Here is a 10,780-nt window from a genome sequence, read left to right as displayed (position 1 = left end):
CCGAAAAATCTGGACGTGCGCACTCATCGCTGTTATCGTCGTTCACGCCGACGACGCCTCATGAAGGTGCACGCTATCGGCCTGTGAACACCGAGATGAAGCAAGGAAGCTCCCATGGACGCCACCGGAATCACGACATCCCCGTACGTCGCGCAGGGTGACACCGAACCCGCAGCCGCACAGTACCTCGCCCACGCCATCGAGCTCGCCACGGAGAATGTGCGCAACGACGGCGGACCATTCGGGGCCGTGGTCGTCTCCGCGGACGGCCAGGTCTTCGAGGGAGTGAATCGCGTCACCGCGGATCTTGACCCCTCCGCGCACGCCGAGGTATCGGCGATCCGCAACGCGTGCACGCAGCTGGGAACGTTCGACCTCAGCGGTGCCGTGCTGTACACCAGTTGCGAACCGTGCCCGATGTGCTTGGCGACGTCGCTGTGGGCGCGGGTGGACCGCGTCTACTTCGCAGCGAACCGCCACGACGCCGCCGACGCCGGGTTCGATGACGCTCTCTTCTATCGCTACTTCGAAGGTGACGACACCGACCGGACCATCATGCCGGTCGCACAGGAGACGCTGCCGCCGGTGCAGCGCATCGCACCGTTCACCGAATGGACGACGCTCTCCACGCGCACAGAGTACTGACACCGCAGCGACTTCGATCGCACAGCATCCCTCAGAGCAGGAGAGAACAACGATGTCTCAGACCGCCGCCGTCCGCGAAGATGCGGACACCCCTGACCCCGCCATGAAACTCAGCAGAATCGACCGCTTCTTCGAGATCACCAAGCGGGGATCGACGATCTCCCGCGAACTCCGAGGCGGAATCGTCACCTTCGTCACGATGGCCTACATCGTGATCCTCAACCCGCTCATCCTCGGCGGTGTCGCCGACGTCGAGAACTTCGCCCTCGACGGCGCGCAGATCGGCGCTGCGACGGGCCTCACCGCCGGTGTCATCACCATTCTTTTCGGCCTCGTCGCCAAGATGCCGTTCGCGCTCGCCGCAGGCCTCGGCATCAACTCCTTCCTCGCAGTGGCCGTCGTCGGCAGCGTCACCTGGCCGGAGGCGATGGGCCTGGTGATCATCAACGGCATCATCATCGTTCTGCTGGGAGCGACCGGAGCGCGCACCGCGATCTTCCGTGCGATTCCGCAGCCGTTGAAGGCCGCGATCACGGTCGGCATCGGCCTGTTCATCGCCTTCATCGGGTTCGTGGACTCCGGCTTCGTCAACCGCACCCCTGGTGGCCCTCCCGTGCAGCTCGGCGACGGTGGGTCGATCGCCTCCGTGCCCACCCTGATCTTCCTGTTCGCCCTGCTGCTGATCGGCGTCCTCGTCGCCCGCAAGGTTCCCGGCGCCATCCTGATCGGAATCGTCGCCTCCACGATCCTCGCGATCATCACGCAGGCGATGCTCCAGCTCGGATCGAGTGCAGACGGTCCCGGCGGCTGGCACATGACGATTCCAGAGCTGCCGTCGGCGATTCTCACCATTCCCGACTTCGGTTTGGTTGGCCAGTTCGATCTGTTCGGAGCGTTCGGCCGCATCGGCATCCTGTCGGCGACCATGCTCGTGTTCACTCTCGTGTTCACAAACTTCTTCGACGCCATGGGCACCATGACGGGCCTGGCGAAGAACGCCGGTCTCGCGCACAAAGACGGCACATTCCCCCGCCTGCGCTCGGCGTTCGTCGTCGAGGGCCTCGGAGCGGTCGCGGGTGGCGCCACCTCATCGTCGTCGGCGACCGTCTACGTCGACAGCGCCGCCGGCATCGGTGAGGGGGCGCGGACGGGCCTGGCCTCGCTCACCGTCGGCGTGCTGTTCCTGCTGTCGATGTTCTTCACGCCGCTGACGCTGACCGTGCCGATCGAAGTCGGCTCTGCTGCGCTGGTCGTGGTCGGTGCGATGATGATGGCGCAGATCAAGGAGATCAACTTCTCGAAGTTCTCTGTGGCGCTTCCTGCCTTCCTCACGATCGTCACGATGCCGCTGACCTACTCGATCGCGAACGGCATCGGCATCGGGTTCGTCTCGTGGGCGCTCATCAACGCACTGTCCGGACGGGCACGCAAGGTGCACTGGCTGCTGTGGGTCGTCGCCGCCGGCTTCGCGCTGTACTTCGTGCGCGGACCGATCGAGGCCCTGCTCGCGGGATAGCCTCACCGTCATCCCACGTGCCCGGCACCGCCTCGTGCGGCGCCGGGCACGCGTGCGCTACGGCGTCACTTCATTCGAGCGGACGGGAGAAGGGTTTCCCCGATTCGTTGGTGTGCGGAGTCGGGAAAACCTTCTCGCATCGCGTTGGATGCCGACGATGAGGTCGCGGCAGGCCGACGACTGCGTCGGATGAAAGGATGGAATGATGCAGCAGCAGAACTCGATATGGCGTGAGCCGGGCATTCCCGCCCTCATTGGCATGGTCGTGGCCGGGTTCTCCGGATACGCGCTGCTCATGCCCGTCGCGCCGCTGTGGGCCGCGCGCGGGGGAGCGGATGAGGCTGGAGTCGGTGCAGTGACCGGCGTCTTCATGCTCTTCACCGTGCTGGTGCAGCTGTTCGTTCCCGCGGCGATACGCCGATTCGGTTGGACGCCTGTTCTCGTCATCGGGCTGATCCTGCTCGGTGCGCCCTCACTCGCGCACATTCTGTCCGACGCACTGCTGCCGATCCTCGCGCTCGCTGCCGTGCGCGGAGCGGGTTTCGCCGTGCTGACGGTGTGCGGCAGCAGTGCCGTCGCCGAGCTTGTCGATCCCGCACGCCGTGGCCGGGCGATCGGAGCCTTCGGTCTGGGGATCGCGGCGCCCCAGGTGCTGCTGCTTCCCGCCGCCCCCTGGATCGCCGAGCACCTGGGTGCTGCAGTCGTGTTCGCGCTCGCGACGATCCCGCTGGTCGGCATCGTCTTCGCCGTGCCGCTTGGTCGACGACTCGACGCCCTGCCGCCGCATCCGGAACCCGAACACGCCAGGCACGGTGTGCGGCGTTACCTCGGCCTGCTGCCGCCGATGCTCGTGCTGCTCGGCGTCACCCTCGCAGGCGGCGCACTCATCACGTTCGTGCCTCAGTTCGGCGTCTCGGCGCTCGATGCAATGGTGGGACTGCTCCTGCTGACAGGCCTTGCGGCACTGGCGCGTTGGGGTGTGGGGCATCTCGCAGACCGCGTCGGAGCACGCCGCATCCTCTGGCCGTTCGTCGTCACGGCGACCGCGGGCATGGCAGTGATCGCCTGGTCGGTGGCGGCGGAGGAGCGCACCGCCGCCCTGCTTCTCGGTATGGCGCTGGTCGGCATCGCGTACGGAGCACTGCAGAACCTCACGCTCGGCGTCGCGTTCGAGGCTGTGCCGCGACGCGATCACGTCGTCGCGAGCGCTGCCTGGAACATCGGCTTCGACGCGGGTACCGGACTCGGCGCGGTCGTGGTCGGGGCACTGGCGTCGGCGTTCGCGTTCCCGCCCGCGTTGCTGTTCGCGGCGGCGCTGTCGCTCCTGACCTTGCCGCTGGCGCTTATCGGACTGCGCGGTCGGAGACCTGTCTCGTAGCCCCGCAGCCCACCGCGCACGCTCCGCGGCGGGCACGCCCCTCGAAGGGATAGGAGAAGGATTTCGGTGCCAGGGTGGCGACGGCACCCGCGAAACCCTTCTCGCATCGGTGCGGTGCGGCGCGGCGTACGGCGCGGCGCCGCGCGCGCGTCAGTCCTCGGCTGCGGCCTCGCCGATCAGCTGCAGGATGCGCGCAGCCACGCTGACGGCGATCACCGCGGGTTGCTTGCCGGTGACCTCAGGGACCCCGATCGGCGTGGTGACTCTGCCGAGAGCATCCTCGTTCTGGCCGAGCTCACCGAGCTTCTTGCGGAACCGGGTCCATTTCGATGCCGAGCCGATCAGGCCGATCGATCCGAGCCCCTCGGTGCGCAGTGCCTGGTCGACGATCGCGAGATCTTCGACGTGATCGTGCGTCATCACGAGCACGTGTGCGCCTTCCGGAAGATCAGCCAGCGCCGACTCCGGTACGGGTGCGTGCACGGTATGCACTCGGGCCACAGCGTCGTCGAGGACCGACAGTCGGGCGGGCACGAGCATCTCGGCGCGCGAGTCGACGAGATAGAGGTCGATCTCGTGACGCGAGAGGATGCGAGCGAGTTCGAGACCGACGTGTCCGATGCCGAACACAGCGACCGATGGCACGACCCTGACCGGTTCCAGCAGCATGGTGACCTCTCCTCCGCAGCACTGCACGCCGTACTCGACCGTCGCCTTGTCACTCAAGGTGAGCGTGAGAAGCGAGGGCTCCTCGGCACCGAAAGCGATGAGCTCGCGCGCTTTCTGCGTCGCCGTCGCCTCGAGGTTGCCGCCGCCGACGGTGCCGAACGCGGCATTCGCCGACACGACCATCTTGGCGCCGCCGTTGCGCGGCGAATGCCCGCGCACGGTGACCATGGTCACCAGTACGGCGGCGGTGCGCTCGGTGCGCAACCGCTGCAGGGCATCGAGCCAGTCCACGTCGTGCCTCAGCGAGCCGGGGCGAGTTCGCGTTCGGGAACACCAGCGGATGCCGCGGCCTGGGCAGCCTGAACCGCCCAGAACACCGCCTCCGGCGTCGCCGGCGAACCGAGCTCGACCACGTGACCTGCGGGCGCGAACGCAGCTACGGCCTCGCGAAGAGCCTCACGGGCGCTGAACGCGAGCATGAACGGCGGCTCGCCGACGGCCTTCGAACCGTACACCGCGCCGTCTTCACGGGCGTTCTCGTAGAGGCGGACGTTGAACTCCTCGGGCATCTCCGAGAAGCTCGGCAGCTTGTAGGTCGAGGCCGACTGGGTCTGCAGGCGTCCGCGGTTCGGGCCGTCCGATACATCCCAGCGCAGTTCTTCGAGCGTCAGCCAGCCGAGCCCCTGCACGTACGCGCCCTCGATCTGCCCGATGTCAAGCATGGGCGAGAGCGAGTCGCCGACGTCGTGGATGATGTCGACGCGACGCACTCGGTACGCGCCGGTGAACTCGTCGACCTCGACCTCGCTGGCCGCGCACCCGTACGCGAAGTACTTGAAAGGGGAGCCCTGCATGATCTCGGGATTCCAGTGCAATCCCTCGGTGCGGTAGTAGCCCGCGGCGAACAGCTGCACGCGCTGCAGGTAGGCGGCCTCGGCCACCTCCGCGAACGTCATCGACTGCGGGCTGCCGAGCGCCGTCACGAGCCCGCCAGAGAAGCGCACATCTCGCCCGTCGACGTTCAGCAGACGTCCGGCCACTGCCGCCATCCGCTCGCGAATCTGCTCGCACGCGTTCTTCACTGCGCCGCCGTTGAGGTCGGCGCCCGAAGACGCGGCGGTCGCCGACGTGTTCGGCACCTTGTCGGTGCGGGTGGGAGCGAGACGCACCTGGTGCAGTTCGAGCCCGAGCGCGGTCGCCGCGACCTGCAGCATCTTCGTGTGCAGGCCCTGACCCATCTCGGTGCCGCCGTGGTTGACGAGCACCGAGCCATCCTTGTAGACGTGCACGAGGGCACCGGCCTGGTTGAAGGCGGCGAAGTTGAAGGAGATGCCGAACTTGACCGGCGTCATCGCCAGCGCCCGTTTGACGTGCGCGCTGCTCTCGTTGAATGCGGCGATCTCGGCCCGGCGCACATCGAAGTCCGATTCGTCGCGGAGCTGATTCCAGATGGAGCCAAGGCGATCGGCATCCTTCACGAGCTGTCCGTATGGGGTCGACTGACCGGGCTGGTAGAAGTTCTTCTCGCGCAGCTGCATCGGGTCGATCCCGAGTGCGAGGGCGACCCGGCCGAGAATGTCCTCGATGAGGAACACGCCCTGGGGTCCGCCGAATCCGCGGAATGCCGTGTTCGATGCCTTGTTCGTCTTCGCGATGCGGCCGAGCGCGTGCACGTTCGGGATCCAGTACGAGTTGTCCAGGTGGCACAGGGCCCGACCGAGGACGGGCTCGGAGAGATCGAGGCTCCACCCGCCGTCGCAGGTGAGCACGGCATCCAGCGCCTGCAGGTGACCCGCGTCATCCAGACCGACCTTCCACTCGATTCGGAACGGGTGGCGCTTGCCGGTCATCGTGATGTCCTGCGTGCGGTTCAGGCGCAGGCGCACGGGGCGTCCAGTGAGCGTGGCGCCGAGCGCGGCGATCGCCGCGAACCCGTGCGACTGCATCTCCTTGCCGCCGAACCCGCCGCCCATGCGCAGCGACTGCACGGTGACCTCGTTGGAGGGGATGTTCAGCACGTGAGCGACGATCTCCTGCGCCTCGGACGGATGCTGCGTGGAGCACTGCACGAAGTACTGGCCCTCGGAGTCGCGCAGCGCGAGCGATGCCTGCGTCTCGAGGTAGAAATGCTCCTGTCCGCCGAACTCCGTCACGCCCTCGAAGACGTGCGTCGCCGACGAAAGAGCGGATGCCGCATCTCCGCGCTGCACCGTGCGGGCGGTGCCCTGGAAGGAGCCGGCATCGACGGCATCCTGCACTGTGATCAGCGAGGGGAGCGGTTCGTATTCGACCGTCACGGCGGCAGCTCCCAGACGTGCGGCCTCCTGCGTCTCACCGAGCACCCAGACGAGAGCGTGTCCGTAGTACATCGCCTCATCGGGGAACAGCGGCTCGTCGTGCTTGATACCGGCGTCGTTGACTCCTGGAACGTCGGCGGCGGTGAGCACGCGGACGACCCCGGGCACCCCGTAGGCACCGGTGACGTCGACGCGCACCTTCGCGTGTGCGTTGGTCGACTGCACTGGCCAGGCGGTCAGGACGCCCATCGTGGAGCCTGCGAGGTCGTCGGTGTACATCGCGGCGCCCGTGACGTGCAGCGCTGCACTCTCGTGCACCGCGCGCGTGCCGACGACGGGGTTCTGGGGACGGTCGGCGAGCGCGCTCATGCCGAGACCTCCTTCGATTCGATGACGGTGGTGCTGTAGAGCTTCAACAGCGAGGTGCCGAGCATGTGCGAGCGGTAGTCCGCGCTCGCGCGGTGGTCCGACATCGGCGTGCCCTCGGCGCGCAGGATCTCGGATGCCCGCTTGATGGTCTGGATGCTCCAGGGCTGACCGATCAGCGCCTCCTCGGTCGCGAGGGCGCGCAGCGGTGTGGCGGCGACGCCGCCGAGGCCGATTTTCGCAGCGGTGACCGTGCCGCCGGAGATGTCGAGGGCGAAACCGATCGCGACGCTGGAGATGTCGTCGAATCGTCGCTTCGCGATCTTGTGGAACGCGGTCGTCGTCGCCAACGGCAGGGGAATGCGGATGGCGCGGATGAGCTCGTCTTTCGCGCGCACCGTCTGCCGGTAGCCGGTGAAGTACTCCGACAGTTCGACTTCGCGCTCGCCGCGGACGGATGCCAGCACGAGGCGTGCACCGAGCGCGAGAAGCGCGGGCGGGGTGTCCCCGATGGGGGAGCCCGTGCCGAGGTTGCCGCCGATGGTGCCGCGGTTGCGGATCAGCCGCGAGGCGAACTGCGGGAACAGCTGGGCGAGCAGCGGAACGCGGCCGTCGAGGCGCCGTTCGATCTCAGAGAGGGGGAGTGCTGCGCCGATCTCGATGACATCGTCAGTCTCGGTGAGGGTGCGGAGCTCTTCGAGCTGCTCGATCGCCACGACGAACGGCGCGCGCGAGCCGCGGATATTCACCTCGACGCCCCAGTCGGTGGATCCGGCGACGAGCAGCGCATCGGGCTCGTCCTGCAGCAGTTGCAGGGTGCCGGCGAGTGTCTGCGGGCGGACGAAGCGGGCGCCGTCGACGGTGGTGTCGGTGGACACCGTCGCGGGAGCCGGCTGATCCATGCGCTGGCGCATCGGGTCATCCTCGGCGGGGGAGCCGAGCGTGTAGGCGGCATCCCGAATCGGACGATAGCCGGTGCAACGGCAGAGGTTTCCGCTCAGCGCATGCAGGTCGAAACCGTTCGGACCGTGCTCGGCGTCGTGCAGGGGGCACTCCTCATCAGCGCCCTCTTCCGTCGCTTCGCGACCGTCACGGTAGTACTCGCCGGCCATGCTGCAGGCGAAGCCCGGCGTGCAGTACCCGCACTGCGATCCCCCGGCCTCGGCGAGCTTCTCCTGGACGGGATGCAGCGCCTCGGGGCTGCCCAGCCCTTCAGCCGTGATGATCTCCTGACCGTTAAGGGCGTACACCGGCACCAGGCATGAATTCACCGAGGTCCACGCGGTGCCGCCATCGGGCGTCGGTGCCGCAAGGAGCACGGCACACGCGCCGCATTCGCCCTCGGCGCATCCCTCTTTCGCTCCGGCGAGTCCGGTGTCGCGCAGCCAGTCCAGCGCGGTGGTATGGGTCGGGGTGCCCGAGAGAGGGCGGCTGTTCCCGTTTACGTTGACGGCGATGTCATTCATAGGTAGATCTCCTCAGATCCGGCGTTGCTGCGGGAGCGAACGCCGATCCGAATTCGATGATGCGAGTCTAGGCGCCCGGCGATGCCGGTTGGGGCAAAAGCGCACACCCCACCACTTCCGGTATCCGGAAATACTATTTCTATCTATGGAAACAATAGTTCGACTGCTGGGCGCGGTCAAGAGGTCGCGAGTTTGCCTGCCGTAACTCGTGGCGTGGCAGAAATCCCTCGAACCGGGCAGGGGCCGTGCGGCCTCGGTCAGGCGCCGGCGGCGGCGGAGATCTCCGCAGTGATCTCCTGGAGCACGGGAAGGGCGCGCTCGCCGAAGTCTCCGGAGACGCGGGCGACCGGCCCGGAGACCGAGACGGCGGTGGGGATGGACATGCCGGGGACGCTCACCGCGAAGCAGCGGACGCCGATCTCCTGCTCGTTGTCGTCGATCGCATAGCCGCGCTTGCGGGTCTCTGCCAGGTCGGCGAGCAGGGCGTCGATGCTGGTGATGGTGTGCTCGGTGCTCGCCGGCATCCCGGTGCGCCCGATGACCTCGCGCACTTTGGCGTCATCCATGTCGGCCAGCATCGCCTTGCCGACGCTGGTGGAGTGCAGGCTCGAACGTCGCCCCACCTCGGTGAACATGCGCATCGCGTGCGGCGAAGGCGCCTGCGAGATGTAAACGACTCGATCACCGTCGATCGTGGCCAGGTTCGCGGTCTCGCCGAGGCGCTCGACGAGTTCCTTCAGCTGCGGCATCGCGATCTGCCCGAACTTGCGGTTGGCGACTTCGCCGAGGCGGACGAGCCGTGGGCCGAGTGCGTAGCGGCGATTTTGCAGCTGACGCGCGTATCCCCGCGAGACGAGTGTGCGCAACAGGCGGTGGATGGTCGGCAGCGGCAGGTCGGCGGCCGCGGACAACTCGCTGAGAGTCACGTCGCCCCCAGCATCCGCGATCAATTCGAGTAGATCGAAGACGCGTGTGACGGACTTCACTCCGTCCGTGGTCCCTGCGGCCATTCCCATACCTTCCCCACGTGATTGAACTTAGTTATCCGCATCGCGGAAATATTCATTCGTCAGGGTAGCCCATCGCGCAGATCAACGGCCTCAGTAGTCTCCTCGGAGCGGACGTACCACTAGGTTGAGGGGACATGTCAACTTCGGGGGGAAAGTGGTAACCATGACTACGACAATCCTTCACAATGCTCAGCTCATCGATGGCACGGGGGGCGACCCCGTCGCGGACGCTGTGGTCGTCATCGACGACGGCAAGATCACGTGGGCGGGCGCAGCTGCCGACGCCCCGGCGATCGATGACTCCAAGGATCCCGTCAAGGTCGATCTCGGAGGGAATACGATCACCCCGGGCTTCTTCGACGTGCACGTGCACCTCTCGCTCCCCGGCCCCAGCGGTGGCTCGCCGATGCAGGAGGGGATGGTTGCGCCATCCTTCCGGTACTTCGAGCTGATCGGGCGTCTGAAGACAACTCTCGCAGCGGGCGTCACGACGGTCCGCGACCTCATGGGCGTCGATGCGGGCGTGCGCACCGCCGTCGAATACGGCATCATCGAGGGGCCGCGACTGCTGGTAGCAGACCGGATGCTCAGCCAGACCGGCGGGCACGCCGACTGGCATCTGAAGTCGGGCATTGATGGCACGACCCTCGTGGGTGGCGACCTGGTCGACTCGGTCGACGAGGCCCGTAAGGCAGCACGCGTGCTGCTGCGCGAGCATGTCGACGTCATCAAGATCGCGTCCAGCGGTGGTGTCACCTCGATGAGCGACGAACCGGGCTGGCTGGGCTTCCGCACCGACATGGTCGCCGCTGTCGTCGAAGAGGGCAAGGCTTACGGTGGTGTTCCGGTCGCCGCACACGCGATCGGGTACGAAGGCATCCGCGCTGCGGTCGAGGGCGGCGTGCACAGCGTCGAGCACGGCTATGAGCTCGACGATGAACTGCGTCAGCAGATGGTCAAGAACGGTCAGTTCCTCGTCCCCACCCTGCTGGAGACGATTCACCCCGACACGGCCACTCCGCAGGCGGCGGCGAAGAGCGCGAAATGGCACGCGATGGCGCATGAGTCGATCGCCAAGTCGGTTGCGGCCGGCATCAAGATCGCGGTCGGCACTGACGCGGGGCTCGTTCCCGATCACGGTGCGAACCTCGGCGAGCTCCCGCTCCTCGTGCAGTACGGCGGGATGACCCCGATGCAGGCGATCGTGGCGGGCACGAAGACGTCCGCCGAGTGCTGCGGCGTGGATGACATCCTCGGCACCGTTGAGGCCGGCAAGATCGCCGACATCGTCGTGGTGGCCGGTGACCCGCTCAAGGACATCTCCACGGTCGCCGACAACGACAAGATCCTGCTCGTGATGAAGCAGGGGCGCGCAGCGGTCAACCGGGGCGCCTTCTCCATCTGAGTGAATTCCAAAGGGGTGCCCGTCTGCG

The 10,780-nt window shown here is 67.0% G+C and carries 8 protein-coding genes; 4 read left to right on the top strand and 4 right to left on the bottom strand.

The genetic code is table 11. From position 1 onward, the window contains the following. Nucleotides 1-114 precede the first annotated feature (114 nt). The 3 genes from ACTU6U_RS13840 to ACTU6U_RS13830 all read left to right on the top strand — a co-directional run bounded on the left by ACTU6U_RS13840 (nucleotide 115) and on the right by ACTU6U_RS13830 (nucleotide 3,539). Nucleotides 115-645, top strand: a complete 531-nt coding sequence (locus tag ACTU6U_RS13840; protein WP_443469697.1) for a nucleoside deaminase — start codon at nucleotides 115-117, stop codon at nucleotides 643-645. A 52-nt stretch (nucleotides 646-697) separates the two neighbouring features. Next, nucleotides 698-2,161: an NCS2 family permease gene (locus ACTU6U_RS13835; RefSeq protein ID WP_443469696.1), complete on the top strand. Its 1,464-nt coding sequence runs from the start codon at nucleotides 698-700 to the stop codon at nucleotides 2,159-2,161. A 205-nt stretch (nucleotides 2,162-2,366) separates the two neighbouring features. Continuing rightward, on the top strand, nucleotides 2,367-3,539 hold the full coding sequence (locus ACTU6U_RS13830) for an MFS transporter (RefSeq protein WP_443469695.1): 1,173 nt from the start codon (nucleotides 2,367-2,369) through the stop codon (nucleotides 3,537-3,539). A gap of 150 nt (nucleotides 3,540-3,689) precedes the next feature. Here the strand turns inward: ACTU6U_RS13830 and xdhC are convergent, their stop codons facing one another. The 4 genes from xdhC to ACTU6U_RS13810 all read right to left on the bottom strand — a co-directional run bounded on the left by xdhC (nucleotide 3,690) and on the right by ACTU6U_RS13810 (nucleotide 9,347). Next, nucleotides 3,690-4,499, bottom strand: a complete 810-nt coding sequence (xdhC, locus tag ACTU6U_RS13825) for a xanthine dehydrogenase accessory protein XdhC (RefSeq protein WP_443469694.1) — start codon at nucleotides 4,497-4,499, stop codon at nucleotides 3,690-3,692. Between the two features lie 8 nt (nucleotides 4,500-4,507). Beyond that, complete coding sequence (gene xdhB / locus ACTU6U_RS13820) at nucleotides 4,508-6,874, bottom strand: xanthine dehydrogenase molybdopterin binding subunit (RefSeq protein WP_443469693.1); 2,367 nt, start codon at nucleotides 6,872-6,874, stop codon at nucleotides 4,508-4,510. Continuing rightward, complete coding sequence (locus ACTU6U_RS13815) at nucleotides 6,871-8,337, bottom strand: xanthine dehydrogenase small subunit (RefSeq protein ID WP_443469692.1); 1,467 nt, start codon at nucleotides 8,335-8,337, stop codon at nucleotides 6,871-6,873. The genes xdhB and ACTU6U_RS13815 overlap by 4 nt, the downstream gene beginning before the upstream one ends. Nucleotides 8,338-8,594: 257 nt before the next feature. After that, complete coding sequence (locus tag ACTU6U_RS13810; protein ID WP_443469691.1) at nucleotides 8,595-9,347, bottom strand: IclR family transcriptional regulator; 753 nt, start codon at nucleotides 9,345-9,347, stop codon at nucleotides 8,595-8,597. Between the two features lie 163 nt (nucleotides 9,348-9,510). Between ACTU6U_RS13810 and ACTU6U_RS13805 the strand changes: the two genes are divergently transcribed. Beyond that, nucleotides 9,511-10,752 (top strand): metal-dependent hydrolase family protein, encoded by a 1,242-nt coding sequence (locus tag ACTU6U_RS13805; protein WP_443469690.1) that lies wholly within the window; start codon nucleotides 9,511-9,513, stop codon nucleotides 10,750-10,752. Nucleotides 10,753-10,780 lie beyond the last annotated feature (28 nt).

The sequence above is a fragment of the Microbacterium zouquanmingi genome (genome assembly GCF_052266695.1).
Taxonomy (GTDB): domain Bacteria; phylum Actinomycetota; class Actinomycetes; order Actinomycetales; family Microbacteriaceae; genus Microbacterium.
This window is presented reverse-complemented; position numbering and strand designations above follow the sequence as displayed.

Excerpts from the sequence above, each read along its gene's own strand:
- ACTU6U_RS13840 (WP_443469697.1), top strand. The coding sequence starts at position 115 with ATGGACGCCACCGGAATCACGACATCCCCGTACGTCGCGCAGGGTGAC.
- ACTU6U_RS13835 (WP_443469696.1), top strand. The coding sequence starts at position 698 with ATGTCTCAGACCGCCGCCGTCCGCGAAGATGCGGACACCCCTGACCCC.
- ACTU6U_RS13830 (WP_443469695.1), top strand. The coding sequence starts at position 2,367 with ATGCAGCAGCAGAACTCGATATGGCGTGAGCCGGGCATTCCCGCCCTC.
- xdhB (WP_443469693.1), bottom strand. The coding sequence starts at position 6,874 with ATGAGCGCGCTCGCCGACCGTCCCCAGAACCCCGTCGTCGGCACGCGC.
- ACTU6U_RS13815 (WP_443469692.1), bottom strand. The coding sequence starts at position 8,337 with ATGAATGACATCGCCGTCAACGTAAACGGGAACAGCCGCCCTCTCTCG.
- ACTU6U_RS13810 (WP_443469691.1), bottom strand. The coding sequence starts at position 9,347 with ATGGCCGCAGGGACCACGGACGGAGTGAAGTCCGTCACACGCGTCTTC.
- ACTU6U_RS13805 (WP_443469690.1), top strand. The coding sequence starts at position 9,511 with ATGACTACGACAATCCTTCACAATGCTCAGCTCATCGATGGCACGGGG.